Source organism: Exiguobacterium sp. s36 (assembly GCF_018618345.1).
In the GTDB taxonomy this organism is placed as follows: Bacteria; Bacillota; Bacilli; order Exiguobacteriales; family Exiguobacteriaceae; genus Exiguobacterium; species Exiguobacterium chiriqhucha.
Genome location: NZ_JACSLW010000008.1, coordinates 59115 through 84571, shown reverse-complemented (window position 1 = coordinate 84571; position 25457 = coordinate 59115). Strand labels below are relative to the sequence as shown.

Annotated in this window: 28 protein-coding genes; 8 read left to right on the top strand and 20 right to left on the bottom strand. The window is 53.8% G+C overall.

The features are described 5' to 3' along the window. Both KNP95_RS14045 and KNP95_RS14040 read right to left on the bottom strand, forming a co-directional pair. On the bottom strand, window positions 1-798 hold the full coding sequence (locus tag KNP95_RS14045; protein WP_214716257.1) for an AraC family transcriptional regulator: 798 nt from the start codon (window positions 796-798) through the stop codon (window positions 1-3). 140 nt (window positions 799-938) lie between these two features. Next, window positions 939-1199: a DUF1294 domain-containing protein gene (locus KNP95_RS14040; protein WP_251135329.1), complete on the bottom strand. Its 261-nt coding sequence runs from the start codon at window positions 1197-1199 to the stop codon at window positions 939-941. Window positions 1200-1407: 208 nt separating this feature from the next. Here KNP95_RS14040 and KNP95_RS14035 point away from each other — a divergent pair, with 208 nt between their 5' ends. Both KNP95_RS14035 and cls read left to right on the top strand, forming a co-directional pair. Then, on the top strand, window positions 1408-2190 hold the full coding sequence (locus KNP95_RS14035) for a LysM peptidoglycan-binding and 3D domain-containing protein (protein WP_021067451.1): 783 nt from the start codon (window positions 1408-1410) through the stop codon (window positions 2188-2190). 121 nt (window positions 2191-2311) lie between these two features. Beyond that, window positions 2312-3778 (top strand): cardiolipin synthase, encoded by a 1467-nt coding sequence (gene cls / locus KNP95_RS14030; protein ID WP_131472679.1) that lies wholly within the window; start codon window positions 2312-2314, stop codon window positions 3776-3778. Between the two features lie 50 nt (window positions 3779-3828). Here the strand turns inward: cls and KNP95_RS14025 are convergent, their stop codons facing one another. The 6 genes from KNP95_RS14025 to KNP95_RS14000 all read right to left on the bottom strand — a co-directional run bounded on the left by KNP95_RS14025 (window position 3829) and on the right by KNP95_RS14000 (window position 8686). Beyond that, window positions 3829-4806 (bottom strand): hypothetical protein, encoded by a 978-nt coding sequence (locus tag KNP95_RS14025; protein WP_131472677.1) that lies wholly within the window; start codon window positions 4804-4806, stop codon window positions 3829-3831. After that, on the bottom strand, window positions 4803-5831 hold the full coding sequence (locus KNP95_RS14020; RefSeq protein ID WP_131472675.1) for a DUF58 domain-containing protein: 1029 nt from the start codon (window positions 5829-5831) through the stop codon (window positions 4803-4805). Before KNP95_RS14020 ends, KNP95_RS14025 begins: the two co-directional genes overlap by 4 nt. Before the next feature lies 1 nt (window position 5832). After that, entirely contained in the window at window positions 5833-6741 is a 909-nt protein-coding gene (locus KNP95_RS14015) for an AAA family ATPase (protein ID WP_029595449.1), read from the bottom strand. Between the two features lie 110 nt (window positions 6742-6851). Further along, window positions 6852-7025 carry a hypothetical protein gene (locus KNP95_RS14010; protein WP_158001043.1) on the bottom strand — a complete coding sequence of 58 codons (174 nt, stop codon included), beginning with the start codon at window positions 7023-7025 and terminating at the stop codon, window positions 6852-6854. 110 nt (window positions 7026-7135) lie between these two features. Further along, a complete protein-coding gene (locus KNP95_RS14005; RefSeq protein ID WP_021067457.1) occupies window positions 7136-7831 on the bottom strand; it encodes an amino acid ABC transporter permease in 696 nt (231 codons plus the stop codon). A 6-nt stretch (window positions 7832-7837) separates the two neighbouring features. Beyond that, window positions 7838-8686 carry a transporter substrate-binding domain-containing protein gene (locus tag KNP95_RS14000; RefSeq protein ID WP_029595448.1) on the bottom strand — a complete coding sequence of 283 codons (849 nt, stop codon included), beginning with the start codon at window positions 8684-8686 and terminating at the stop codon, window positions 7838-7840. Window positions 8687-9019: 333 nt separating this feature from the next. On the opposite strand from KNP95_RS14000, the gene KNP95_RS13995 reads away from it, so the two are divergent. Together KNP95_RS13995 and KNP95_RS13990 are read left to right on the top strand one after the other, a co-directional pair. Continuing rightward, entirely contained in the window at window positions 9020-9415 is a 396-nt protein-coding gene (locus KNP95_RS13995; protein ID WP_214837907.1) for a hypothetical protein, read from the top strand. Window positions 9416-9495: 80 nt separating this feature from the next. Continuing rightward, window positions 9496-10038 carry a GNAT family N-acetyltransferase gene (locus KNP95_RS13990; RefSeq protein ID WP_214837904.1) on the top strand — a complete coding sequence of 181 codons (543 nt, stop codon included), beginning with the start codon at window positions 9496-9498 and terminating at the stop codon, window positions 10036-10038. A gap of 156 nt (window positions 10039-10194) precedes the next feature. Here KNP95_RS13990 and KNP95_RS13985 read toward each other — a convergent pair whose 3' ends face one another. Genes KNP95_RS13985 through KNP95_RS13975 form a run of 3 tightly spaced genes read right to left on the bottom strand, consistent with a single transcriptional unit; the run spans window position 10195 to window position 12003 of the window. After that, a complete protein-coding gene (locus tag KNP95_RS13985) occupies window positions 10195-10644 on the bottom strand; it encodes a GNAT family N-acetyltransferase (protein WP_029595445.1) in 450 nt (149 codons plus the stop codon). A gap of 17 nt (window positions 10645-10661) precedes the next feature. After that, window positions 10662-11378, bottom strand: a complete 717-nt coding sequence (locus KNP95_RS13980; RefSeq protein ID WP_029595444.1) for an MBL fold metallo-hydrolase — start codon at window positions 11376-11378, stop codon at window positions 10662-10664. 13 nt (window positions 11379-11391) lie between these two features. Then, complete coding sequence (locus KNP95_RS13975) at window positions 11392-12003, bottom strand: NUDIX hydrolase (RefSeq protein WP_029595443.1); 612 nt, start codon at window positions 12001-12003, stop codon at window positions 11392-11394. 147 nt (window positions 12004-12150) lie between these two features. Between KNP95_RS13975 and KNP95_RS13970 the strand changes: the two genes are divergently transcribed. Next, on the top strand, window positions 12151-12651 hold the full coding sequence (locus KNP95_RS13970; RefSeq protein ID WP_338042451.1) for a DinB family protein: 501 nt from the start codon (window positions 12151-12153) through the stop codon (window positions 12649-12651). A 65-nt stretch (window positions 12652-12716) separates the two neighbouring features. Here the strand turns inward: KNP95_RS13970 and parC are convergent, their stop codons facing one another. From parC to KNP95_RS13955, 3 genes are all read right to left on the bottom strand, one after another. Continuing rightward, window positions 12717-15122 carry a DNA topoisomerase IV subunit A gene (gene parC / locus KNP95_RS13965; protein WP_214837902.1) on the bottom strand — a complete coding sequence of 802 codons (2406 nt, stop codon included), beginning with the start codon at window positions 15120-15122 and terminating at the stop codon, window positions 12717-12719. A 2-nt stretch (window positions 15123-15124) separates the two neighbouring features. After that, the gene (gene parE / locus KNP95_RS13960; RefSeq protein WP_031200243.1) at window positions 15125-17092 is read right to left on the bottom strand and encodes a DNA topoisomerase IV subunit B; all 1968 of its coding nucleotides are present in this window, start codon (window positions 17090-17092) and stop codon (window positions 15125-15127) included. Between the two features lie 129 nt (window positions 17093-17221). Beyond that, a complete protein-coding gene (locus KNP95_RS13955) occupies window positions 17222-17626 on the bottom strand; it encodes a CoA-binding protein (protein ID WP_214837899.1) in 405 nt (134 codons plus the stop codon). Window positions 17627-17979: 353 nt separating this feature from the next. On the opposite strand from KNP95_RS13955, the gene KNP95_RS16220 reads away from it, so the two are divergent. Both KNP95_RS16220 and KNP95_RS13945 read left to right on the top strand, forming a co-directional pair. Then, entirely contained in the window at window positions 17980-19035 is a 1056-nt protein-coding gene (locus KNP95_RS16220) for a GGDEF domain-containing protein (RefSeq protein ID WP_214837896.1), read from the top strand. 15 nt (window positions 19036-19050) lie between these two features. Beyond that, complete coding sequence (locus tag KNP95_RS13945) at window positions 19051-20061, top strand: tyrosine-type recombinase/integrase (protein ID WP_214837895.1); 1011 nt, start codon at window positions 19051-19053, stop codon at window positions 20059-20061. Window positions 20062-20139: 78 nt separating this feature from the next. On the opposite strand, the gene KNP95_RS13940 is transcribed toward KNP95_RS13945, so the two are convergent. The 3 genes from KNP95_RS13940 to KNP95_RS13930 form a co-directional block, all read right to left on the bottom strand. Next, window positions 20140-21267, bottom strand: coding sequence for a hypothetical protein (locus KNP95_RS13940; RefSeq protein ID WP_214837893.1), 1128 nt, complete (start codon window positions 21265-21267; stop codon window positions 20140-20142). Further along, window positions 21264-22475 (bottom strand): hypothetical protein, encoded by a 1212-nt coding sequence (locus tag KNP95_RS13935; RefSeq protein ID WP_214837891.1) that lies wholly within the window; start codon window positions 22473-22475, stop codon window positions 21264-21266. The genes KNP95_RS13940 and KNP95_RS13935 overlap by 4 nt, the downstream gene beginning before the upstream one ends. A gap of 70 nt (window positions 22476-22545) precedes the next feature. Further along, window positions 22546-23718 carry a MalY/PatB family protein gene (locus KNP95_RS13930; protein ID WP_214837889.1) on the bottom strand — a complete coding sequence of 391 codons (1173 nt, stop codon included), beginning with the start codon at window positions 23716-23718 and terminating at the stop codon, window positions 22546-22548. Between the two features lie 116 nt (window positions 23719-23834). Here KNP95_RS13930 and KNP95_RS13925 point away from each other — a divergent pair, with 116 nt between their 5' ends. Beyond that, window positions 23835-24491: a M48 family metallopeptidase gene (locus tag KNP95_RS13925; protein WP_214837886.1), complete on the top strand. Its 657-nt coding sequence runs from the start codon at window positions 23835-23837 to the stop codon at window positions 24489-24491. Window positions 24492-24527: 36 nt separating this feature from the next. Here the strand turns inward: KNP95_RS13925 and KNP95_RS16105 are convergent, their stop codons facing one another. From KNP95_RS16105 to KNP95_RS16095, 3 genes are read right to left on the bottom strand one after another with little or no spacing between them, the layout of a single operon-like run. Beyond that, window positions 24528-25019: a methyl-accepting chemotaxis protein gene (locus KNP95_RS16105; RefSeq protein WP_251138568.1), complete on the bottom strand. Its 492-nt coding sequence runs from the start codon at window positions 25017-25019 to the stop codon at window positions 24528-24530. 33 nt (window positions 25020-25052) lie between these two features. Then, window positions 25053-25166 (bottom strand): PAS domain S-box protein, encoded by a 114-nt coding sequence (locus KNP95_RS16165; protein ID WP_353048998.1) that lies wholly within the window; start codon window positions 25164-25166, stop codon window positions 25053-25055. A 45-nt stretch (window positions 25167-25211) separates the two neighbouring features. Continuing rightward, on the bottom strand, window positions 25212-25433 hold the full coding sequence (locus KNP95_RS16095) for a PAS domain S-box protein (RefSeq protein WP_251138567.1): 222 nt from the start codon (window positions 25431-25433) through the stop codon (window positions 25212-25214). Between the last annotated feature and the right edge of the window lie 24 nt (window positions 25434-25457).

The window sequence follows — 25457 nt, the reverse complement described above, 5'->3', positions numbered from 1 at the left end:
TTATGTCTTCTGCTTGCGAAACGCGAGCGGCGTTCGGTTATGTACTTTCTTAAACGTCTGCACGAAATGGCTCACGCTCGTAAAGCCAAGCCGGTTCGCTACTTCAGCGACTGGACTGTCCGTCTCACATAACAGACGTGCGGCCCGCTGCATCCGGACGTCTTGGACGTAGGCGAGCGGCGATGTGTCCCCCCATTTTGAAAAGTAACGGCAACACTCGGCCCGGCTCAGTCCACCGGCAGCAGCGATGTCTTCGAGCGACAGCTTCATCGTGTCATGGTCGTGTATATAGGAAATCATGCGTTGCATGCGCTCCTGTCCATGCCGCCTCGTCACGGGCGGCCGTTGAATCCAATAGCGCCAGACGACGACAAGCTGCAGTGTCGCATCGAGCAACGCGAAAGCCGAGTCTTTCTTTAAACTCCTGATTACTTTATGAAGCGTCTCGAGGATGGCCTTGTCACCCGGTTCAGCCGGATGCAGCATGTGATGGCCAATCGTCTCGATGAACGGTGTGACATATTGCTCCGCGAGCGGCGGTGCCATCAAGTCGAACGGGTCGACATGAAGCATCGTCATTTGAAACGAGTCATCTGTCCGTTCGACTTTTGTGACCTGTCCGCGGTCGAGCATCAATGCCATCCCGGCCCGAAGCCTTAAACGGGTACCGTTGATCCGGACCTCGACTTGACCTTGGGTGACCAGCCAGATTTGAAACTGCTCATTGGTCGTGAACCCGATCTCCATCGTCCGTTCGGTCCACGACTGGACATCAATCATGTCTGCTTCAACTTTCATCTCTTCACCTCAACAATCAAATATTTATTTCGGTTTTGCACCGGGTGGAGACTTCGTTTTCTCGTTATCAAGCGTCAATCCAGACATTTCGACTCCATCTCCGTTGGACAGTGCTAACAAGTTCCTTCTATATAATGGCGTCAGAAGATGAACCAGCCCGTGATACCGGCGTGCACCAAGATGGCAATCGGGACACCGATCCGAAACATCGGCTTCAACGTCTTATGCCGGAAGAGGCGCATCGCAATATAAGCCCCAAATGCTCCTCCAATCCAAACAAGAATGAGTAACGTTCGTTCTGAAATTCGCCATTCCCCTGATTTCGCACGGCGTTTATCGAGGAAAAATGACATAAACGCTAGTAAATTAGTCACAATGTAATATAGCAGTAATAGTTCCAAAGACTAAAACCTCCTTTCTCTTCTCCTTAGTATAGACGAAAATGGCTCAACAAAGCCATTTGTATTTGGATTGTAAAAAATCAGATTCCTCTCATCTCGCTGAAAGCTTCTGTAACTGAACTGATATCACTCTCATATCAGGCTGTAACGGCAGTGAAATATACAGGTGTTACAGTAAGGGGGCGTTAGAAAAGGGAGGAATATTCTTATGAAAAAACCACTATTGACACTAACGGCACTCGCTGGCCTTAGTTTAGGAGTCGCTGCTCCAGCTTCGGCAGCATCAACACACACAGTTCAGTCTGGGGATACACTTTACCGTATCGCCGTGAACAACAACGTATCTGTAAATGATATCAAACAAGCGAACGGCTTAAACTCTAATATGATTTATCCAAACCAAGTATTGAAGCTTGCGAAGTCAGAAGCTAAAGCTTCAAGCGCTTCAAAAACGTATACAGTTAAAGCAGGCGACACGTTGTATCGCATCGCGACAAACAACGGCGTATCTGTCAACCAATTGATGACATGGAACGGTCTTAAATCAGATCTTATTTTCCCTGGTCAACAATTCTCTGTAAAAGGTGCCAACGCAGCATCGGTTGCAAACAGTGCACCAGCCGCTAAACCAAAAGCATCAACATCTGCACCAGTGACGAAACAGTCTACGTCTACAACGCAAACCCAAGCTCCGGCTTCAGGTAAGACGATGACTGTGGAAGCAACGGCTTACACGCCATACTGTGCAGGATGCTCAGGAATCACGGCAACAGGAATCGACGTCCGCTCGAACCCGAACCAAAAAGTCATCGCGGTTGACCCTTCAGTCATCCCACTCGGCTCTAAAGTATGGGTTGAAGGCTACGGCGAAGCAATCGCTGGAGATACTGGTGGCGCCATCAAAGGTAACAAAATCGATATCTTGATGCCGACACAAGAGCAAGCGCTCAACTTCGGTCGTAAATCAATCACAATCAAAGTCTTAAACTAATCGATTTACTCCAAAAACACCGCAGGCGCGGTGTTTTTTTGTGTGTCTATGACTGTGTCTGCAAACGAGCATTTCGTTTTGCCCATCATCGGGTAAACTAGATGATAAAGGAGGCGTCGAGATGGTCCCAACTGAAATCATCATCAGTATTCTTGGTATCGTACTGATTGTCCTGAACGTGACGTTCGCCGTCACCATCATCTTCTTCGAGCGGCGTGACATCGGTTCGACATGGGCTTGGTTGCTCGTGCTGTTTTTCATCCCACTGCTCGGTTTCTTCATCTACATCTTCTTCGGACGGTTAATCAAATCGAACAACTTTTATCAGGTCGACGAGGAGCGTCGTCACGAGTACGCCAAACACGTCGACGACCAATTGACCGAGCTTGATGCGCATGAAGGGCTTTTCGCCCATGACCCGCTCTTGTCAAAATATCGAAGGCTCGCCCGCTTGAACTTATCCTCCACGAATGCACTCGTGACGTATCATAATACGATTCAGGTCATCCATGACGGCGAGCAGAAGTTCGAAGCGTTATTCCATGACATCGAGATAGCGACGCAGGAAATCAACATCCAGTACTATATCATTCAAAATGACTCGCTCGGCCAAGCGCTCATCGAGGCACTCACGCGCCGGGCAAAAGAAGGCGTCAAAGTACGTCTGCTCTATGACGCCGTCGGCTCACGGGGATTGCGACGCTCCCATTTCAAACAACTCCTCGCGCACGGCGGCGAGGTGAAGTCGTTCTTCCCGTCACGCCTCGGTATCAACTTCCGCGTCAACAACCGGAATCACCGAAAGCTATGTATCATCGATGGGGAGATCGGCTATATCGGCGGTTTCAACGTCGGGAATGAATACCTCGGGACGAATCGTCAGTTCGGCTATTGGCGCGATGTGCATCTGCGGATGAGAGGGGAGGCGGTTCGTGAATTGCTCGAGCGTTTCCTCCTCGATTGGAACCGTGCCGTACCGACGAAACACCGGGCCGAGAAAGAGGACTTCCGTTGGCCGACTTCTCTACTCGAGACGTCTCGGTCACCGGTACAAATCGTCACATCTGGCCCGAACTCGTCGACCGAGCATTTGAAAAACATGCTCGTCAAGATGATCACCGAGGCGAAAGAGACGATTTACATCCAAACCCCATATTTCATCCCTGACGCTAGCTTCCTTGACGCCTGCCGCAACGCGCTCATGTCTGGGACGAAGATCCGCCTGATGATTCCGAACAAGCCGGATCACATGTTTGTCTATTGGGCGACGTATACGAATGCGGCCGAGCTCGTCCGCTACGGTGCCGAAGTATATACGTATGAAGGTGGGTTCCTCCATGCGAAGACGCTCGTCATCGATGGCGAGGTCGCCTCGATCGGCACGACGAACATCGACGCGCGCAGTTTCCGTCTCAATTTCGAGATCTCAGCGCTCGTTTATGACGAGGTCGTTGCCCAGTCTGTCATCGATGCATTCAATCGAGACCTCGCATGTGCCGACAGGTTAACGATTGAGCGTTATGAGACACGAACGAAATGGATCCGTTTCAAAGAGAGCGTGTCACGCTTGCTCAGCCCAATCCTTTAAAAAAGACCAGTCAAGACCGTCCGGCAGTGCCCGGCGAACTGACTGGTCTCTTATTTTTTGAGCGTCTGGGTGACATGTCGTTCGAACGCCTCGACGATGGGTACCGGGGCTTCTTTCTCCCCGTACTCGGCGGCCTCGAGCCAGACGGCGAAGCGGTTCCCTTCGCTGAATCCGATGCGGTCGAACCATTCCATGACCGTCTCCTCACGATGGCGAGGATGGGCCTGTTCGAGCCGGCGCCCGGCATCGAGCAAGCGGACGTGCCGTGGGGCCCGTGTGACGCGACGCCCGGCATCCGCTGCTTGATGGCGCTGTTTCGGTACCGTCACAGCCTCTTGAATCTCTTTACGGCGTTGCAAATAGATGAACAAGGCGACCAACCCGACCAGAAGGACGAGAAAAGCCAAAATCAAGAACAGCGATTGATTCGTCGCCGATTCGAGCAACGTCTCATTCGAAATCGTCTCGGCATCAATGTTCGGATTGTCCGGCACGAGAATCCGGTTGACGCGGTCGGTCGGATCCAAGTTGAACCCATCGAACCAACCCCCGATCCACACGAAGATGGGGCGAATCCAGGCGACGAGGTTACCGAACAATAACTCTTTGATTGTCCGGATGATCACAGCCAGTCCGAGACCGACGGCGAGGGCGACGACGAGCGTCGACAGCATCCGTTTATAGTCACGGCGGTAATATAGGCTCCGCTGCCAAAACAAGAACAAGAACGGGAAGACGATCATCGCGAGCGGCTGCGACGCCGGCGGAGACAACCAATCGACGATCAGGAAGAGCACGCTGGCGATCGCGTAACGGTCCGTCCAGTCGAGCGTCCGGATAAAGGCATGGACGTACGTGAACAAGAGCAACGTCACGCTCATCTCATAAGAAAACCAAAGGGCGGCGATGCTGAGTGCCGTCTGGACACCGAGTTGCCAGTTGCGCGGCAAGCGGAGCGTCAAGAGAAATACGAGTGGAAACGCGTGACCGACATAGAAAGCGGCAAATACCCACCAAAGTAGTTTCATCGGCCGTCACCTCCGAGCCGTAGAATCGATTGGCTGCCGCCATATTTGGCGACTTTCCGTTCGAACAGCGACCGGGCGAGCGGGAAGTCACGCTCCGATAGACAAGCGAGCGTCGTCATGACCTTGCGGAAATGCGTCTCACCGCTCCCCGGGGCGAGGTCATAGGTGATCCCTTCCTTCGTCAATGTCGGCACAATCAGCCCATAGCTCGCGTTCTCTTTCTCGAAGTCGCGGCATAGCGCCGCCGCCTGCGAAATCAACCGCTCCATCTGATGGGTGAGGGCGCGTCCGTCTTTCGTCAGCAAGTCGAGCACGACGACATATTCGTTCGCTTGGACGGGTTGCTCGGTCCGGGCAAGTAGCTCGCCGGTCTTCGCATAGGCCGACCAATACAGTTGCCGCATCGGCTGGCCGTGATACGGCGCCACTGACTGGAACGTCTCCGGGTCACGGTAGGCGCTATGACGGACCATCTCCTCCCCAGGTAACGTCGGAGGGCGCTTCGGAATCGGATAAGGCAGGAATTCAGGGAAGACATAGCCGATGCGGTCGAGCGGGTCTTCCTTATAGAGCGAGAACATACGGAGCGGGTCACGAATCTCCATACCGATCGCCTCCATGCGGATTGGTCCGCGTCGAATCGCCTTGAGCGGGAGCGTATAGGCGACGACCGCCTCGCGTCCGACATAGTTCTCTTGGCGCCAGAAGGCGTGTTCCTCCGACTCGACGGTAGGATGGAGATATCCTGACAGACGGACGACACCGAGCGGGACAGGCGCCGTTGAAACCAATTTGATTGTATACGTCTCTTCATCGTTCGGGAACAGCTTCAGCTCGTCGGTCACTTCGACATGTACGTATTCAGCGAGCCGGAACAACAACTCCGGCATGATGAGCGCATACAAGCTGAAACCGATAATTACACTCGCGAGGAAGACGTTGCCGTATAGGGCGGTGAACACCCCGACGACGAACAAGAGCCACATATACCCGGACTCGAGGTAGCGAGGGCTGACGAGTTGCATATCACACCTCTGACGGGACCGGGATGGTCTCCAAAACGGACTTGATCAATTTAGACGGCTTCGTCTTGAGCGACGCCTCGACCGTCAAGACGATGCGGTGTCCGAGAATCGGCAAGGCGAGCGCGCGGATGTCTTCCGGTGATACGTAATCCCGTCCGTCCATATAGGCATGCGCCCGAGCCGCCATCGTGTAGGCGAGCGTCGCCCGTGGGCTCGGTCCGACCTCGATATCCCGGTGATGACGGAGCGCCTCGACGAAATCGAGGAGATAGTCCTCCATCGCCTCGTGAAACAAGACATCACGGACGGCTTGCTGCATCTCGGCAAGTTCGGTCTGTTGCAACGTGAACGGGGCCGCACTCAAATGCTCGTTCCGTAGCAACCGGCGTTCCGACTCCCGAGACAACGGAGCGAGCGACAGTTTGAACAAGAAGCGGTCGAGTTGAGCCTGCGGCAACGGGAACGTCCCTTGCCCATCGAACGGATTTTGCGTCGCGATGACGAAGAACGGGTCCGGTAGACGAAGCGACACCTCACCGAGCGTCACTTGTCGCTCCTGCATCGCCTCCAGCAGTGCCGACTGTGTCCGAGGTGTCGTCCGGTTAATCTCATCGACGAGCAAGATTGACGTGAAAATCGGTCCAGTCCGGCGTTCGAACGTTCCCGTCGTCGGATTGAACAGCTCCATCCCTAAAATGTCACTCGGTAGCGTGTCCGGTGTACATTGCACGCGTTGGAACGCGGCCGAGACCGATGTGGCCAGGCTTCGTGCAAGCGTCGTCTTGCCGGTACCAGGCCGGTCCTCGAGCAGCACGTGGCCCCCGGAGAGGAGAGCGATCGTCGACAGCTTAATCGCCTTCGACTGCCCGATCACTTGATCGTTTAAATGTGTCGTCCATTGTTGCACCATAATGTAAGTCCCCCGTCTATTTTCTGAATATTTATAAAAATCATAGCACACTCGCGGACCGAGATGGAACGCTAAAGAACGGTGTTGCTAAATATGTAGGTCGATCATGGTCAATCCGAAGAAGACTTTTTCGCTTTCTTACGGCTCGGGAACTCGATGATCAAGTAATACAAGACAATCATGCTTGTGAAAGGTTGCAGGACGCTGACCCATGTTGTCCCGTCGAACAAAATATACGTAAGTGTGATAAGAACGGATGATCCGAATAATAATTTTGAGAACATAGGCGACGTCTCTCCTTTGAATCGCAATATGGAATAGGTTGACTATACCATGTCACTTTCGCAATAACCGCCCGACAAAAAAACTGACCTGCCTGTATGAGGCAAGTCAGTCATCGTTTCGGTGTATCCAAATAGCGTTCGAAATGCCGCTCCAGCCAGTCCTGGAAGAACGACATGAACGTACAGATGCCCCAATAGATCAAGGCGACAACCAAATAGACGGTCATATAATCGAATTCCCGACCCCCGACGATTTTCGCCTTATTGAAAATCTCCGGAACCGTGATCATGGCGGCGAGCGAACTCGCTTTAATCAAATCGAGGAACACGTTCGAAAGCGGGGGGAGGGCAATCCGCGTCGCCTGAGGTAAGATGACCCCTTTCAGCGTCAACCACTTGTTCATCCCGAGCGAGCGGGCCGCCTCGACTTGTCCTGGATCGACGGCACGGATCGCAGCCCGGACAATCTCCGCGATATAGGCCGCCGAGTTCAGACTGAACCCGATGATTGCCGCCGTCAGCGCTGCGAACTCGATGCCGATGAATGGAAACCCTGAATATAAGATGAACAGGATAATCAAAATCGGTACACCCCGCATGAACGAGATATAGAACGTCGACGGGAACCGTAACAACCGCGACGGTGACAGTTTCCCAAGGGCGAGCACGAGACCGAGCAACAAGCCGAAGAACATGCTGACGAATGAGATCCAAAGCGTGTTCGGCAAGCCGCCTAGCAGATAAGGGAACGAGCGCACAGCCAGGTCGACGTCAAAGATTGCTTCCCATTTCACACCTTCGAACATGATGGCTTAGTCCAATTCGACGATCGTCGCGTCGACGTCCGGTTCGACCGAGACATCGGCTCCGTTATAGAACGTTTCTGACAACTCTTTCACCGTTCCGTCTTCAAGCATCTCGCCAAGGACGCGGTCGATGTTCTCTTGGAGCTCTGCATTCTCTTTGTCCATCAAGAACGCGACTTCCTGTGGGTTATAGGCGATATCCGGGTGGATCGTGATATCGAAGTCCGGGAAGAAAGCGAGGGCGAGTGTCTGAAGATAGTAGTCGTTCAAGATGACGTCGGTCCGTCCTGTCGAGACGTCACGAAGGTACTGGTCGTTCGTCGCGTTGTCATAGATGACTTCCTCCGCCCCGTATTGACGTGCCACGTCCATGAAGACGGTTGTCGCTTCACCAGCGGCCTTTTTGCCTTTCAAGTCCTCGATTGACTCGATGCCAGACAAATCGCTCTTGCGAACGATGGCCGTCCCGTACGTGTACTTGTACGGTGTTGAGAAGGCGAACTTCTCTTTCCGGTCCTCTGTGACCGAGATATCGTTCGCTGCGACGTCGACTTGTCCGTTTTGGACGCTCGTCAACATGTTGTCGAACGCCATCTCTTTGAATTGAACCTCAAGGTCAAGACGTTTCCCGACCTCTTTCATGAGCTCGACGTCAAACCCAGTCAATGTATCGCTATCTTCTTCACGGAATGAGGCCGGGTAGAGTGTCCCCGCTGTACCGACCGTGAGTGTACCGTCTTCTTTGATTTCGTCCCAGCGCGAAGTTTCGGCCTGATCGGTGCTAGAATCACCACACGCCGCGAGCGGGACAGCCAGTAATAGCGATGCTGCCAAACCTTTTGTCATACGTTTCATTCAAGTTCCTCCTTAAGTTATCATCTGTCTAAAAATAGCATGACATACGCTTACAGGCAACTCCTAAGAGCGGATGAACAGCATTAAAGTTATTTTTGAAACATAAATCCATAAAGCGCTAACATGTTGATGAATGAAGGATTCAATCGAATGACACAGTTTAGTAATTATGATGAAACAGATCAATGGATGTCGGTTTGAACAATACGGTTTAAGCGAAAATATCATCGTGATGATCAGCCGACTCCAACCCACGTGAACTTTAATAATTCATGTATGATAGATAGTAAAGGCATATTCGTAACATATTAAAATGAGGAGAGCGGGGTACAAATGGAGAAATGGGAAAGATGGACCGTCAATCCAGAGATACCAGATAAACTATATCTGCAGGCGCTAATTAATGATAAAGACGGATTAACACTCGTGTTTATTGATGCCCATGAGAACACACATACATTCTTGTTTGACGGACTTGTGTTGTCGTATCGACATACAGACGAAGGAACGCTTATTAGAACGCTAGAACATTTATACAAACATCATGACCCTGATTTTTTTGGCGACTGGACACTCTTTAAAGTGACCGATTCCAGCTATTTAAAATGGTTAGCTGAAGAATCAACAAACATTTACGAAACGGTTTATAATATTCAGCATTACGTGTTCCTGACATCAAATGATGTAATTGAAGTGTTGTCGACAGAACCACCGACTTTGATTTCATGACCGCCACTTTATGGCTAGTCTAGTGAGACCATTTGGTTCTGGCATGGAGCGGTCATTACATATGAAGGGAGAAAGATGCAATGGAAGAAGCACCGAACATCTCGATCAAAGCGTTAGATGAGTATTCCATCAGCGTCGTAAACGAAGCCAATAATGCGTTTCCAGTCATCGGGAAAATCATCCCGAGCTTTTGTGACGGGGTTTGGATGTATGAGGAACAGGTATATGAGAAAGCCTATGAGACGAGCTTCCCGGACGATTCACTGGACTGGCATGAATACATCAACAGTGAGGACAAACAAATATTCTTGGCATTCGACGAGACAACATGTATTGGACAAATCCGTGTGGTGAAAGACTGGAACCGTTTTGCGTATATCGAGAACATCGCGGTCCGTGGCAGCCATCGCAACAGCGGGCTTGGGCATTTGCTGATAGAAGCTGCGCAGACGTGGGCAAAAAAGCAATCGTTGCTTGGATTGTCACTCGAAGCGCAGAACGATAACGTGATCGCGTGTCGATTTTATGCGAAAGAAGGGTTCGCGCTCGGCGGTGTCGATACGCTCAAACACACCGGCAATCCGAACATCGACATGACGTTGTATTGGTACAAGATTTTCTGATTTTTTTCGAGAGGAGAGATGTCACATCTGACATCGATTTTCTCTGTTTTTCTTCTAGTTAACATAACATATATTATCAGTAAAAATAAAACTCCGTCTCAATACTTTAGTATACTTAAAGTAGTGAGACGGGATTTGAAATTTGAGGAAAGGGATTCAAGATCGTGTAAAACGAATCAAAGTGACACCTGGTTCCGGTTCGAACTCGGCGCTCGGTTTGAATCCGAGCTTCGTGTACAGCTTCTTGGCCGGACCGTTATGTTTTCCCGTATGCACATAGACAAGCTTGTCTTCATGCAAGCTGAGCACATGTTCGAGCAACGTCGTCGCGAGCCTCGCCCTGAAATACGTCGGATCGATACATAATTTCGTGACCTCGACCGTGTTCTCGGCCGCTTCGACCGTGATGAATCCGATCAACCGCTCGTCGTTATATAAGCCATAGCTCGTCCCAGGCAGATTTTGAATCACTTCGACCGTCTCATAACGCGCTGGAATCTCATCGAATCCGAACAGCTCGGCCTCGACCGCATAAGCGTTCCGTTGAATCTCGAGCATCTGCTCGGCCAGTTGATAATCTGTCGTCTGAATCTCGCGTAACTCCATCTATCAGCACCTCCGGTTTATCGTGAAAATAGACGTGCTTGCTTGCGTTTGGCCCGTTTCAGCGCCAAATAGAGCCGGTGTGTCCCAGCGACGGGCTGTCCGTGTCCAACGAACGTGTGGCGCGGTGCCAGGTCGATCAACTTCTCCGCATGCTCGACCGCTGCCCGTTTGTCCCAGGTCGCGACGCCCGGCAGCGGGAACAACGGGCGTACATCCCCTGCCACGGCGACTCCCCCACGGGTCTGGAACGCGTCACCAGCAAACAAGTTCCGCTCCTTTTCATCGAAATAGGCGATGGAGCCCGGCGTATGACCCGCTGCCGGATAGACCCTCAGACCGAACAAGCGCTCACCTGGGTCGAGCAATTTATCCGGCAAGGAGTGGATTGTTGGGAGCGATCCTTTTAGTTTGAGTGACCGCTCATCCGGGTCGGTCGTCTTGTCCCCTTCGAGGAGACGAGCATCGCGCCTCGAGACGTAAAGCTCGGCGTGCGGATGCGCCTTCAAGATGGCGTCGACACCACCGACGTGATCGCCATGGGCGTGCGTCAGCAAGATGGCGAGCAGCGGACGCTCCTGTGCCTCGATATACGCTAAAATCGCTTCCGCATTGCGCGCGAGGGCGGTGTCAATCAAGACGAGTCCGAGCTCCCGCTCAATCAACTGGACGTTAATCGGTAATACAGGCGCATAGAATGTCAGTTGATGGACGTGGTCAATCCGTGTGACTTTCATGATATCCCCTCCCTTAATCAAACAACGTGATCCAATCTTCTTGCCATCTAGCTTCAAAACACATATAAAGCTGTTCCTGCGTGTTCCGCGCGGTCGATAAAGGTGGTAAGTTGTCCCGCGTGAAGAACGCGACCTCGCTCGTCTCATGGCTCACCTGCGCCTCTCCACCAATCAGCTCGCATTCGATGAACAGTTTATAGTAATGCTGCGACAGCGGTGGATGGTCGTGATGATGCATGTCGAACAACGCGAGTAGCCGTACCGGTACGACATCAAACCCGGCCTCTTCCTCAATCTCCTTAATGATATTTTGGGCCGGGGACAACCCGACCTCACAAAAACCACCTGGTAACGTCCAAAGCCCGTCCGACCGCTCTTTGACGAGCAAGAGCGCATCGTCCCGGAAGACGACACCGCGTACGTCGAGTTTCGGTGTCGGGTATCCATCGACGTGCGTCAGTTTCGTGACCTCCTCCAAGGCGAGGTCTGACTGTCGTTCGAACATCTCGGTCGCGATTCGTTGGAGCTCGACGTAACGTTCGCGATCGAACTCGTCTTTCGTAAACGTCAAGCCGGCCTGTGCCAGCGCCTGGAGCCGTTTGGCCCAGTCGAGCCATTGAGACATAGTGATCCCCCCATGATTTTTCCTCTTACCCCATTCGCCAAACGATGGACTTGTTCCTTTTAGGAATACCCGCTCCCATAAGAAAGTACCTATCCTCCCCGTGATATACTGAAATGAGAACGGTGGCAAAGGAGGAACGATATGTCGATGGCAGTGTTATCCCAGTTCAAAGAAGACTTGGACGGCTATACCGAACGGCAGTTGCGCTATCAGGAAGCTACAGACGTCTGGTCAATCGGACAGATGTACGACCATATCATTGTGGTGGCCGAGGAATATGCGGATGAGATTGAACGTTGTCTCGCCTCACACGAAGAGCAACCGCTCGGGAAGACCGAATTCGGTGAACGATTGTTTCAGGCCGGTGGGTTCCCTCCGATTAAAATCCGTTTACCTGATGAGATGAACCAACCTCCGAACAACTCGGACAAGCGTGAGACGCTCGAGCGACGACTCGACGAGTTGTCTGCGCGTTTGAAGCGACTTGAACCGCTCGTCCGCTCGGCGAACCGTTACGTCAAAGCCCGGCATGGTGGTTTTGGCTGGCTGAACGCACAGGAGTGGTACGACCTCATCGAGATGCATACCCGGCATCACTTGCGCCAACAGGCCGATTTGGAGCGCTATCTGATAGAGGCCGAGCTTTGAATCCATAAGAAAACCCCTGTATCAAAGACAATGGTCTCTGGTACAGGGTTTTCTTTAGTTCGATCTCAATCGAGATACACGTCCTCAATCTCTCCGAATGTCTCTTCATCAAACACGAACGAGCCGTTGGCGTAGCGGTCCAAGAGCGTCAACTGCTTCGTCTTGACCGTCTTCGCTTTCTCTTTCCCGATGATGTGGAGCGTCTCATCGTCATGCACCGGGAGCACGCGACGAATCTGGTGCGGTTTCGATTTGACTTCGCGGATGAGCATCGTCCCGCGCAAGTTGCGGTTCGTGCAGTCGAACTGATCCTCGAGCTTCATCTTCTTGACCGCTCCACGTTGCGTCACAAGGACGAACAGTGGCGGTGTGAAGAAGGCGAAAGCATCTGCGACCATATCCCCATCCTTCAAGTTCATCGCTTTGACGCCGGCAGCGCGCTGACCGACAACCGGCACGTCATCTTCTTTGAACCAGAGGCCGTAACCGCGCTCAGAGACGAGGAACAGTTGGCCAGGCCCGTCACTGATGCCGGCGAAGACGACCTCGTCGTCGCCTTTCAGTTTGAGCGCCATGAGCGCCTTCGACTTGCGTTGGGCGTCATAGTCACGGAGCGGTGTCCGTTTGACCATGCCTTCACGCGTCACAAACAGACAGTGCGCGTCGGTGTCGAACGTCGAGACGACATCGGCCGAAACGACTTGTTCGCCTTCGATCGGCACGAGGTTGGCGACATGCTGACCGGCGTCTTTCCATTTCGACTCTGGAATCTGATGGACCGGGATGAGCAAGTAACTGCCCTTGTTCGTCCAGACGAGCAAGTGGTCCGTCGTCATCGCCTGGGTGACGAGGACGGGACGGTCTTTCTGCTTCATCTCCGGCATCTCGTCGCTCGAGGCGCCATATGAGCGCATCGATGAACGTTTGACGTACCCGTCGCGGCTGACGAACACCATCGTCTCTTCGACGGCGATCATGACCTCTGTCTTCAGTTTCAACTCTTCGACCTCGGACTCGATGACCGAGCGGCGTGCGTCGCCGAACTCGTCACGGAGTGCGGTCAACTCTTTCGAGATGAGCTTCCGTTTCGTCGCGTCGACGTTCAAGATGTTGGCGAGGCGAGTGATCTCTTTTTGGAGCGCCTTCGCCTCTTTTTGCAGTTCGACGATATCCGTGTTCGTCAAACGATACAATTGGAGCATGACGACCGCTTCGGCTTGGCGGTCCGTGAACGAGAACCGCTCCATGAGCTTCTGTTTCGCCTCAGACTTGTCTTTGGCCGAACGGATGAGTTCGAGCGTCTCGTCTAGGACCGAGATGGCCTGCTCGAGCGCATCGACGATCTCGGCGCGTTTCTTCGCCTGGTCGAGCTCGAACGTCGTGCGTCGAGTGACGACCTCTTCGACGTGCTTCAAGTATGCGTCGATGATCGACAAGAGGCCCATCTGTTTCGGTGTCCGGTTGACTATGGCGACCATGTTGTAGTTATAGGCGAGCTGAAGGTCGGTATGCTTCAAGAAGAAATGGAGCACACCTTCCGCATCGGCTTCCTTCTTCAACTCGATGACGACGCGGACACCGGTCCGGTCGGTCTCGTCACGGACTTCGGCGACGCCTTCGACTTTGCGGTCGAGACGGAGCTCTTCCATCTTCTTGACGAGGTTCGCCTTGTTCACCTCATACGGGAGCTCGGTGATGGTAATCTGTTCACGACCTCCCTTAAGTGGCTCGATGACCGATTTGGCACGGATGATGACCTTGCCTTTTCCGGTCTCGAACGCCTTCAAGATGCCGTCTTTGCCCATGACGATTCCGCCAGACGGGAAGTCAGGTCCTTGCATATAACGGAACGCGTCATTCGTCGTCTCGACCTCACCTTTCAAGCGAGCGATGGCGAGGTTGAGCACCTCGGTCAAGTTGTGCGGCGGAATCTCGGTCGCATAACCGGCAGAGATCCCCGTCGTCCCATTCATGAGCAAGTTAGGGAGGAGTGACGGTAAGACGAGCGGCTCTTCGGTCGAATCGTCGAAGTTCGGCGTGTAGTCGACCGTGTTCTTCGAGATCGACGTCAGCATGACGCCGGCGATCTTCGACAGACGGGCCTCGGTATACCGCATCGCGGCGGCCGAGTCGCCGTCCATCGAGCCGTTGTTCCCGTGCATGTCGATGAGCGGGTAACGCAACTTCCAGTCCTGCGATAGGCGCACCATCGCCTCATAGACGGAACTGTCACCGTGCGGGTGATAGTTACCGATGACGTTACCGACCGTCTTGGCCGATTTGCGGTACGGTTTCTCGTTCGTGTTGCCTTCATGGTGCATCGCATACAGGATGCGGCGCTGAACGGGTTTGAGTCCGTCGCGCGCGTCCGGGAGGGCCCGATCCTGGATGATATATTTTGAGTAACGCCCGAAGCGGTCACCGACGACCTGTTCGAGCGACAAGTTTAAAATGTGTTGAATCGTCGACATCGTTACATCACTTCCTCAATCGCTTTAGTCACGTGTTCATTGGCGATGATTGAATCATCTTCCTGGAGGCCGAAGGCGACGTTCTCCTCGATCCATTCCCGGCGATGGGCGACATTGTCTCCCATGAGCACCGAGACGCGCTTGTCGGCGACGGCAGCGTCGTCGACCGTGACACGGATGAGCGTCCGTGTGTCGGGGTTCATCGTCGTCTCCCATAGCTGGTCGGCGTTCATCTCACCGAGACCTTTGTAGCGCTGGAGGATATAGCCCTTCTTATACACTTTGACGAGCTTCTCGAGCGCCTCTTCGTCCCAGGCGTACTCGAACTGTTCCGACTTGCCTTTCCCTTTCGAGATCCGATAGAGCGGTGGCAAGGCGACGAACACTTTGCCGGCCTCGACGAGTGGGCGCATATAACGGAAGAAGAACGTCAATAGGAGCACTTGGATGTGAGCCCCGTCCGTATCGGCATCGGTCATGATGATGATTTTGTCGAAATTACAGTCCTCAAGGTCGAAGTCATGGCCGACCCCGGCCCCGATCGCGTGGATGATCGTATTGATCTCCTCATTCTTCATGATGTCCTGGAGTTTCGACTTCTCCGAGTTGATGACCTTCCCGCGCAACGGCAGGATGGCCTGGAACGTACGATCACGGCCCTGTTTGGCCGAACCGCCGGCCGAATCACCCTCGACGAGGAACAGTTCGTTCTTGGCGGCGTTCTTCGACGTCGCCGGCGTCAGTTTCCCGTTCAAGATGCTCGAACGTTTCTTCTTCTTGCCGTTGCGCGCCTCTTCCCGGGCTTTCCGGGCGGCTTCGCGGGCCTGGGCGGCGCGGATCGCCTTCTTGATGAGCATCGTCGCCATCTGCGGGTTCTCCTCGAGGAAGATCGTCAGTTGTTTGGCCATGACACCATCAGCGCTCGTACGGGCCTCGGGCGAACCGAGTTTCGATTTCGTCTGCCCCTCGAACTGGAGGAACTCTTCCGGGATCCGTACCGAGACGATGAGCGTCAAGCCTTCGCGGACGTCACCGCCGTCAAGGTTCTTGTCTTTTTCTTTCAACAATCCGTTCTTTCGGGCGTACTCGTTCACGATGCGGGTCATCGCCGTCTTGGCGCCGACCTCGTGCGTGCCGCCGTCACGAGTCCGGACGTTGTTGACGAACGAGAGGACGTTCTCGGAATAGGCGTCCGTGAACTGGAAGGCGAGCTCGAGCTCGATATCGTTCTCCGTCCCTTCGAAATAGACGATTGGATGAAGCGTCGCCTTATCGTCGTTCAAATATTGGACGAACTCGGCAATCCCTTCCTCGTAATGGAACGTCTCTTCTTTATCCGAGCGCTCGTCCGTCAACGTGATCGTCAATCCTTTTAACAAGAATGCTGATTCACGGAGCCGTTCAGCGAGCGTGTCGTAGTTATATGTCGTCGTCGAGAAAATCGAGGCGTCCGGTTTGAAGTAGACGCTCGTCCCTGTCTGACGCGTCTTTCCGGTCTCGAGGAGCGTCGTCTGCGGGATCCCGCCGTCGGCAAACGTCTGCTCGAACACTTTGCCGTCGCGATAAATCGTGACGAGGACCTTGCTCGAGAGTGCGTTCACGACCGAGGCGCCGACCCCGTGGAGTCCACCTGACGTCTTGTAGCCGCCTTGGCCGAACTTACCGCCGGCGTGAAGGACCGTGAAGATGACCTCTGGCGTCGGTTTCCCGGAGGCGTGCATCCCCGTCGGCATCCCACGCCCGTGATCTCGTACCGTGATCGCGTCATCTTTATGGATGGTCACATCGATTTGGCCACCGAATCCGGCGAGCGCCTCATCGATTGCGTTATCGACGATCTCATAGACGAGATGGTGCAAGCCGCGATGGTCGGTCGAACCGATATACATCCCCGGACGTTTCCGGACAGCAGTCAGTCCTTCGAGCACCTGGATGGCGTCTTCATTGTAATTAAATAAGTCTGTTGACATCTTCGTCACCTCAATTTCGAACACACGTTCGTTTTTCTATCCTATTGTATAGCTGTTTTTGGATTCTGGCAAGCCTCCCTCCGCGAGCGGGGCTCGTGAAAAAAAGGAGACCTACCAAGGAGGTAGGTCTTAACCGAGAAGGCGGGCGTGCTCGACATAGATGCATCGATTTTCGATGTAGTCGAGTCCGGCATCGCGAGCGATCCGCTCGGCGTCCGGGCTGGTGAGCCCGAGCTGGTTGAAGACGAGACCGACATCCCCATGTCGGACGGCATCTTCGGCCACGCCGGCCAAATACTCATTGCGTCGGAAGACGTCGACGATATCGACGCGCCCCGGGATGCTCTCGACCGTCGGATAGACTTTGCGTCCGTTCCACGACTCGAGCGTTGGATTGACAGGGATGACTGTGTAACCTTGCAAGATCAAATAGTCTGCGATTTGGTTCGCGGTCTTGTTCGGGTTCGCTGACACGCCGACGACAGCGATCGTCTTCGCCTCGGTGAGCCATTGTTTCAAACGTTGATCGTCCATCCTGAAATCCCCCTTTTGTTTACGTTCTCAGTGTACCTTTACCTGAATCACCGTTTCAAGCTTTATTTTCTTTTATCATACAACTGTAACTCTTTCAAATTTTTAAAACAAATCAATTGGTTCACCATAACTAATTATGTAAACCGGATTATATGACGTGATTTCTCCGGTTCGCAGGTCGATGTGTGTCTCGGGTGAAAATGACGTGTAAACGAACGTTGCGTGAAATATCTATTTCACGCAATCATAATGACGTGTTCAAGACGTTTTCGAGTTTGGGATTGACTTGATTCTCGAATGCCCATGGGCAAATCGATGACGGTTCGGTATACTAAGATTCAGGAGGTGTTCGCGTGGGAACTGCCTATGAGGAACGTCGCGGTACACTATATAATTACCGCATCACTTTTTACGGGAACGCGCTCGCTTGGCTCATCCACGTCGTGTTCTTGATCACGTTTTGGCAACTCGGCGTCACGGTACTCGCCTGGTCGAATCTACTCAGCATTCTCTATTACACGTTATCCTTTTATTTTGTACATAAACGATTGTATCGGGCGTTCTTCGTCGGTCTGTTCGTCGAAGTCGTCTATAACGCGATTATCTCGACGGTCGTGCTCGGTTGGGGTGCGAACGTCCACTATTTCATCATCATGGTCACCTATGGCGTATTCTTCATGCCGAACGTCAGTCGGTCCATCCGGATTGTCTCGACGATGCTCGCCATGACGATTTACGGTTTCCTCTACCTGAACGTGACGACAGGGACGCAACCGCTCACGTCGTCGTTCGAGCAAATATTTGGCCTCTTTTGCCTCTTGTCGACGATTGCCTTGATTGCTGGGCTATCTTTCGTCTTCGAAGGTTCCGTCGTCGAGGTGACGTCCGAGCTTGAACGGACGAACGAACGGTTGCATACGCTCGCCTCAAGGGACGGGCTGACCGGTTTGTATAACCGGACGACGGGTTACCGTTTGGTCGAAGATGAGATTCGCGAAGCCGCCATCAATGGACGGCCATATGCCGTCGCCCTCGGGGACATTGACCATTTCAAGGCGTTCAATGAGCAACACGGTCATGACTGCGGCGATCTCGTCCTCAAACAAGTCGCCTCCGCGCTTGCCCGAACCGATGGGATTGCCATCCGTTGGGGCGGCGAGGAGTTCCTCATCTTCTTGACGGACAAGTCAGCTACAGAAGCCACGGAGACGATTGACCGCTTGCGGCAACGCATCAAATCACTCGAGACGATTTATGACGGCCGCCGACTCAGCGTGACGATGACGTTCGGCGTCACGACGCGGAGCGGATTCGAGGCCGTCGACACACTCGTCAAAGAGGCGGACGACAGGCTCCGGGCCGGCAAACAGGAAGGCAAGGACCGAATCGTCACGTCAATCCATCAGTAAGCAAGGAGAGATCTTTTGAGTATATTTCGCAAGCTCGGACAAGCGCCGACCAAGACCACGACGAAACGCTTTAACTTGAGCGGCTACGAACGCATGCCCAGCTTCATTCAACGTTTCCTGAACCACCTGGCTGCCAAACACTACTCCGAACAGACCGCGCAGCGCTATCTCTATGACTTTTTAGACTTTTTCCGTTGGGTCGAGGCCGCCAGCGCATCCGAGGTCGACCCAGCGTCGGTCGAGATTGACTCGTTCGTCGAGTTCGACCACGCGGGGGCCGAGGCGTACGCGACATATCTCGCTCTCGAGCTCGACAACGCGCCGAGTGTCATCAACCGCAAACTGTCTACGATGCAGTCACTGTTCAACCATTTGATTGAGACGGGCGTGACGGCCCATAACCCGTTCCAGGCAGTCGAGCGGCCGAAGCGCGCCAAACGCAACCCGGTCTATTTGACGGAGCAGGAATGGCTCGACTTCTCGACGCTCGTCCGTAGCAACGTCGGCATGTCCGACCGCGAGGCGAGTTGGTACGAGCGTAACCGGGACCGGGATTTCTTGATGATTCAATTGCTCGGGTTGACCGGGATGCGCGTCTCGGAACTCGTCGGCCTCGATTGGAACGATATCGACCGCGAGAGCGGGACGATTCGCGTCATCGGGAAAGGCAATAAGGAACGGGTCATCCCGATCGCCTCGCCGCTCGAGCCGCTCCTCGACGCCTATCGACGTCACGGGTCAGGTCCGCTGTTCCACTCGGAGCGAGGCAAGCGCATCTCGGTGCGGACGGTGCAACATACGTTGAAGGGGCACATCGACCGCTTGAAACCGTATTTGCCGTTTTTGACGCATAAACAGGTCACGCCGCATAAACTCCGGCATACGTTCGCTTCCCGGCTCGCCATGAGCGGAATCGATGTGTTGACGATTCAACAGTTGCTCGGCCACGAATCAGTGGCGACGACACAAGTCTATGCCCATATCGGCGACGAGAAGAAAAAACAAGCTGTGATAGGTTTACGATAACTTATTATGTAAACCATTATAAAACACCTGAATCAATCACATCGATTGGTTCAGGTGTTTTAGTTATAATTGCTTCGTCTATAGAATCACAATCGTCTCATCGAGGACCGTATAATAGGCATCTTCGAACGTTTGCCGCTCGTTTGTCTCGAGATTGAACACGGTCACACCCCCACCTGTCCCATCTGCCGCCGACTCATGGATGAAATAGTTCGAGGCGAGCACGCGCTCGAATGGAGCCGTGTCGAGGAAGCGGGCACCGGTCGTCGCGTCAATCAATTCGGTGTGGTCCGTTGATTCTTCCACTTTAATGAAAATCGTCGAACTAACATCGTCATATGTGAAGTCAATCGGCTCGTAGGCGCCCCAGTCGACCACCGCCACCTCGCGGAGCACGTCCGGAGCGGTCAATTCATAAATCGTCTCCTCGTTCGCCTCGTCGACGAAAGTCGAGAACCGAAGTCGCTTGTCCCGTTCACCCAAGTATTGGACCGTGTCCCCTTCCCCGTGCAGACGAATCAAGTCCTCGAACGGAATCTCGTTTTGACGGGACCTGATCGCCTCGACCGCCTCGTCGAGCGAACAAATCAGAATCGCCTCCGAATGGTCGATCGCATCGTCCGGGGAGACCCGACCGTCCTCGAGTGCCTCGTAATAGGCAAACTCGTCCAAGCGGGCGTTGCAGACGATATATGGAATGCCATCGAGCTCGGTCGAGAACAGATAGAGCTCACGGAACTTACCGGCATGTCCGACGAGTCGCTCGTCACGGATTCGCTCTTGGAACGACGTCTCCGCATCATACAACCATGCCTCATCGGTATCTCCGAAACTCGTCAGGAAGAGGAAGTAACGGTCCGCGAGAACCCAATAGAGTGTGCTGTTACCACGTTTCTCGAACGTCGCGAGCACATCTTCTCGTCCAGAGCGATAGTCGAACGCAATCAACTCCGTGCGGACGACACCCGTCCGGTCTGGTATCTCATTCAAGAAATAGACGCGGGCGTCACTGACGAAAAGCTTCGAGATCCCATAGTCTTCATAGGCGCGATGACTGATCGGCGTGACGGTACCGTCCGCTTCATCATAGCGATAGATCGAGAAACTCGTCTCGCCGGTCTTCTCTCGATAGTAGATGGACGTTTCGGTGACGGCGATCAAATCCTCATGGCTGATTGGCATGGCACGTGCGTCAACGATTCTCATAGGGCACCTCTCTCATAGGAAGATTCAACCGGCTCGACGGTGACGATACCGGGTGGTCGTTTCGGGAATGAAATCCGCAAATGGGCGAACTCGATGATGGATTGGTGAGGATCGGTCTTCTCGACCCAACGGACGCGTTGGCGATTCGCCAACGCGTGGCCAATCTTTTCTTCAATTTGGAACTGGGAAATGCCACGATAGGCGACTTCTTGGATATAGGTCGATTCATCAGGCTCGAACTGTTGCCAAATGCCCATCACGAGCTGTCCGAGCGATGAGACCCGTCGCTCAGGCAAACGGACCGTCCGGAGCGTCTTCTCCACTTCCTTCAAACATTCGAGCGGGTCGTTCGCGACGGCGAACAGCCGCTTGGCCGAATTGTTCATGGCCCGGTAGCGCCGTTTTCCGCTCTCGAGCCGGAGCACTTGTGCATACGGCTCAACCGGAACCCCGTGGAAAAACGTATCTGTCCCACCCCAGGAATAGCCGAAGGCAGGGTCGAATTTCTGAATCGTCTTCATGAAGGCGAGCATGAAATCCTCGACTTCACGACGCTCGAGCCGTAACCATTCGGCGAGCGCGAGCGTGCCGCGGTCTTTTTTAATGCGATGCACCGGGAAGAACAAGTCCCCTTCAGCCAGGCGATGCGGTTTGAGTTCCGTCCCGTCGGCGCGATAATCCGTCGCCGGACGGCCGCTTCGGCCCGCGTAGATAATCCATTCGTCATCCGTGCTCTCAAACGCGTAGGCTTGGTGCGCCCAAGGCGGCGTCACGTATAGGGCCGGATACTCTTCATACGTCTCCAGGTGCAGATAGGAACGGTCGGTCCACAGTTGCGCGAGCAGGTTAACGATTTCTCCCGTCTCGGATTCTTTCGGTGAGATATAGTTGCCGGTATTGCCGATATACGTCAAGACATGGAAGTCGTAGGCGTGATACAAGTGTCGGACGATGCGCTCGAACACGGCGGCAATCATTCGCTCGAACAATGGATGGTCCTCGTTCCGGTCGACCGATGTCGCATCGACTGTGCACATGAGCCACCCCATACGTACGTACAGGCGAATCCGGAGCGGATACGAGATCAATGGGGACGAAGATGCATGAATCTCCGTCAGACCGAGGTTGGCCATGTTCTCGACCTGTAACGTGAATCCGCTACGCCTCAGTTGCTCCTCCATCTTCTTTTTCCAATTGATCGTCTCCATTCGCATTCACTCGCTTTCCGTTGCCATCGGTCTTGTCTGGCTCATTGTGAAATTTTTCCCGTTTCTTGAATCAAACAAACGCCTTTCCACCAGCATGTTCGGTGAGTCGCTGAAGTGCCTCATCAATGATAGCGCGGGACGTCCCGAAATTGAGGCGTTCGAACGTCTGGCCCGACTCGCCGAACGGGCGACCTGGCGACAAGAACAGGCGGACGTCCTCATGCAGCCACTTCTTTCGCGCTTCCGGTTCTAAGTTGAGCGCCGCGAAGTCGATCCAAAGGAGATAACTCGCCTCAGGCATGAACGTCTTCAATTGGGGCAGCTCTTCCTGGAACCGCTCGACGAGGTAACTCGCCTGCTCCTCGAGTTCGGCCGTCAACTGGTCGAGCCAACGTTCGGCCCGCGGGTCCGCATAGGCGGCGGTGATGGCCGTGTTCGCGAACGGTGTCGGCAGCACATGGTGTTTGTTCTGTACTTGGATAATCCGCTTGCGCATCGCTTCGTCCGGACAGATGATATACGATGCGAACAACCCGGCGATATTGAACGCCTTCGATGGGGCACTCACCGTGATGACATCGTCATCGAGGCGGTTGAGAGCGGTGTGTCGTTGTGACGGATAAGTCAAGTCGGCATGAATCTCATCCGCGACGAGGATGACGTCATGGCGACGCGCCAGTTCGACAACTTGCTTCAGCTCGGCCTCGGTCCATACCCGTCCGACCGGGTTATGCGGCGAGCAGAGCAAGAACAGTTTCGCCTTGCGCATCTGCGTCTCAAGCGCATCAAAGTCCATCTCGTAGCGGCCATCAGTTTGACGGAGCGGGGCATCGAGCAACTCCCGTTTCAACCCGGTCACCAGTTCATGAAACGGTGGGTAGACGGGCGATTGAATGACGATTCCGTCTCCTTCCTCGGTCAACGCCTCGACGATGTGTGTCAATCCAGGCACAACGCCGTTCGAGAACAGTACGTGATCGGCATCGACCTTGAGCTTGTGACGGCGGTCGTACCATGAACTCACGGCGGCTTGCGCGTCTCTCGAGAACAGCGTATACCCGAACTCCCCTGTCGCTGCCCGTGCCGTGAGCGCCTCTGAGATGGACGGCGCTGTGCGGATATCGATGTCTGCGACCCAGAGCGGCAGGACGTCGTCCTTGACGTGGAACCACCGGTCGAGCCCGTCCCATTTCACTGAATCCGTTCCCGTCCGGTCAAGCGATTGATGTAAGATTGATTTCATGTTCATCCCTCCTACATCTACTGTAACAAAAAACGAGCGCATGAGTCCGCAAAACGATGGCAGATTCGGGGCGTGTCGGCTATAATCGACCAAGATACTTCAAGGAGGTGAACCCGATGACCGTGACCGTCATCCGCCATAAACGCCGGAAACGAGCAGCTTTTTTCGTGACACCGGACGGCATCGAGCTGCGGATTCCGGCGCGACTCCCGAACCGGGTCGTCGAGACGATTTTATCGAATCATGCCGGCTGGATCGCGGAACGCATCGCGGCACTACCTAAGCGTGACGTCTTGCCCGATGACAGACTGCTTCTTCATGGGGAGACGTTCCCGCTCATCAAATGTGATTCCGAGACGACGTTCCGCTTCGATGGCGAGCGATTCTATTGTCCACTCGCGTGGGACGAGTCATCACTTCGGGAAGCGTACGAGGCCTGGCTTCGCGAACGGGCTCTCACTTATGTCACGACGCGTGCGCCCCATTATGAACGTATGCTCGGCGTGAAGGCGAACCGGATTCGCATCGGCCATCAAAAGACGCGCTGGGGGTCGTGCAGCTCGACCGGTACGATTTCCATCAACGTCCGGCTCATGCTCGCTCCAAAAGAAGTAATAGATTACGTCATCGCCCACGAATGGGCCCATCTCGTCCATTTCGACCACTCGAAAGCGTTCTGGTCGACGCTCGCATCAGTCTATCCTGATGTCACCGGCGCGATGGCCTGGTTGAAACAGTATGGCCATACACTGCAAATCAAAAAAACCAATTGAACGTTCCCTTCTCACGGGGCATGTCCGATTGGTTTTTTAGATGGCGGACGTGAACCGCTCGGCCGTGCCGTTCAGTGATTCGGCCGACTGTTCGATATGTGCAAACCGCTCGAGCGTCTGTTCCATGATGCGCACACTCTCTTGGATGTCTGCACTGGAGCGAGTGACACCGTCGACAATCGAGACGAGTTCTTTGTTCATCCCGTCCGTGTTCGCACGCACCTCGATGACGGCGCGTTCGACGAGACGTGACAAGTTCCGGACCTCGGTCGCGACGACATTGAAACCGAGTCCGTGCTCCCCTGCCCGCGCGGCCTCGATGGCGGCGTTGAGTGACAACAGGTTCGTTTGGGCGGCAATCTCTTTAATCGTACTGGCGATTTTCGTGATCTCGGCTGCCTGCTCCTGCAAGTTCGCAAGCATCTTCAAGTTCTGATTCGAGTCCGCGTCGAGACGTTCGATCGTCTGCTTCAGCTGTTGACTCTCTTCCATGCCGCGTTGGGCCCGGTCGTCAAGATTAGCGGCCATGTCACGGAATGAACGTCCATATTCTTCAATCGTTTATTGGCGACTCGTGATGTCGGAGGCGATTTTTACGACACCGACGACCTCGTCTTGTTCATAAATTGGCATATACGTCGCCTCGAGCCAAATCGAGTCACCTCGGGCGTCAATCCGTTCGATTTTGTCGGCCGAACTGAATCCGTCGAACAGCTTGTTTCAAAACGCTTGATAGTCGGAGCTGCTGACGAAACTTGGTGTGCAGAACAAGTGATGGTGCATCCCAATCATTTCATCACGTTTATATTTCATCGCCTTGGCGAACAGGTCGTTCACATCGACGACGCGTCGTTGACGGTCGAATCGGATCATCGCCACATTGGCTTCGAGGGCGCGGAGCACGTCAGGGGATGAGAGACTAGCGGTTGTTGTCAGTTGCATTCCGATTATTTCTACCTTCTTTTC

Bases quoted from the DNA above. Each gene is read 5' to 3' on its own strand.
- KNP95_RS14045 (WP_214716257.1), bottom strand. From the start codon at position 798: ATGAAAGTTGAAGCAGACATGATTGATGTCCAGTCGTGGACCGAACGG.
- KNP95_RS14035 (WP_021067451.1), top strand. From the start codon at position 1,408: ATGAAAAAACCACTATTGACACTAACGGCACTCGCTGGCCTTAGTTTA.
- cls (WP_131472679.1), top strand. From the start codon at position 2,312: ATGGTCCCAACTGAAATCATCATCAGTATTCTTGGTATCGTACTGATT.
- KNP95_RS14025 (WP_131472677.1), bottom strand. From the start codon at position 4,806: ATGAAACTACTTTGGTGGGTATTTGCCGCTTTCTATGTCGGTCACGCG.
- KNP95_RS14020 (WP_131472675.1), bottom strand. From the start codon at position 5,831: ATGCAACTCGTCAGCCCTCGCTACCTCGAGTCCGGGTATATGTGGCTC.
- KNP95_RS14015 (WP_029595449.1), bottom strand. From the start codon at position 6,741: ATGGTGCAACAATGGACGACACATTTAAACGATCAAGTGATCGGGCAG.
- KNP95_RS14010 (WP_158001043.1), bottom strand. From the start codon at position 7,025: ATGTTCTCAAAATTATTATTCGGATCATCCGTTCTTATCACACTTACG.
- KNP95_RS14005 (WP_021067457.1), bottom strand. From the start codon at position 7,831: ATGTTCGAAGGTGTGAAATGGGAAGCAATCTTTGACGTCGACCTGGCT.
- KNP95_RS14000 (WP_029595448.1), bottom strand. From the start codon at position 8,686: ATGAAACGTATGACAAAAGGTTTGGCAGCATCGCTATTACTGGCTGTC.
- KNP95_RS13995 (WP_214837907.1), top strand. From the start codon at position 9,020: ATGGAGAAATGGGAAAGATGGACCGTCAATCCAGAGATACCAGATAAA.
- KNP95_RS13990 (WP_214837904.1), top strand. From the start codon at position 9,496: ATGGAAGAAGCACCGAACATCTCGATCAAAGCGTTAGATGAGTATTCC.
- KNP95_RS13985 (WP_029595445.1), bottom strand. From the start codon at position 10,644: ATGGAGTTACGCGAGATTCAGACGACAGATTATCAACTGGCCGAGCAG.
- KNP95_RS13980 (WP_029595444.1), bottom strand. From the start codon at position 11,378: ATGAAAGTCACACGGATTGACCACGTCCATCAACTGACATTCTATGCG.
- KNP95_RS13975 (WP_029595443.1), bottom strand. From the start codon at position 12,003: ATGTCTCAATGGCTCGACTGGGCCAAACGGCTCCAGGCGCTGGCACAG.
- KNP95_RS13970 (WP_338042451.1), top strand. From the start codon at position 12,151: ATGGCAGTGTTATCCCAGTTCAAAGAAGACTTGGACGGCTATACCGAA.
- parC (WP_214837902.1), bottom strand. From the start codon at position 15,122: ATGTCGACGATTCAACACATTTTAAACTTGTCGCTCGAACAGGTCGTC.
- parE (WP_031200243.1), bottom strand. From the start codon at position 17,092: ATGTCAACAGACTTATTTAATTACAATGAAGACGCCATCCAGGTGCTC.
- KNP95_RS13955 (WP_214837899.1), bottom strand. From the start codon at position 17,626: ATGGACGATCAACGTTTGAAACAATGGCTCACCGAGGCGAAGACGATC.
- KNP95_RS13940 (WP_214837893.1), bottom strand. From the start codon at position 21,267: ATGAGAATCGTTGACGCACGTGCCATGCCAATCAGCCATGAGGATTTG.
- KNP95_RS13935 (WP_214837891.1), bottom strand. From the start codon at position 22,475: ATGGAGACGATCAATTGGAAAAAGAAGATGGAGGAGCAACTGAGGCGT.
- KNP95_RS13930 (WP_214837889.1), bottom strand. From the start codon at position 23,718: ATGAAATCAATCTTACATCAATCGCTTGACCGGACGGGAACGGATTCA.
- KNP95_RS13925 (WP_214837886.1), top strand. From the start codon at position 23,835: ATGACCGTGACCGTCATCCGCCATAAACGCCGGAAACGAGCAGCTTTT.
- KNP95_RS16105 (WP_251138568.1), bottom strand. From the start codon at position 25,019: ATGGCCGCTAATCTTGACGACCGGGCCCAACGCGGCATGGAAGAGAGT.
- KNP95_RS16095 (WP_251138567.1), bottom strand. From the start codon at position 25,433: ATGCAACTGACAACAACCGCTAGTCTCTCATCCCCTGACGTGCTCCGC.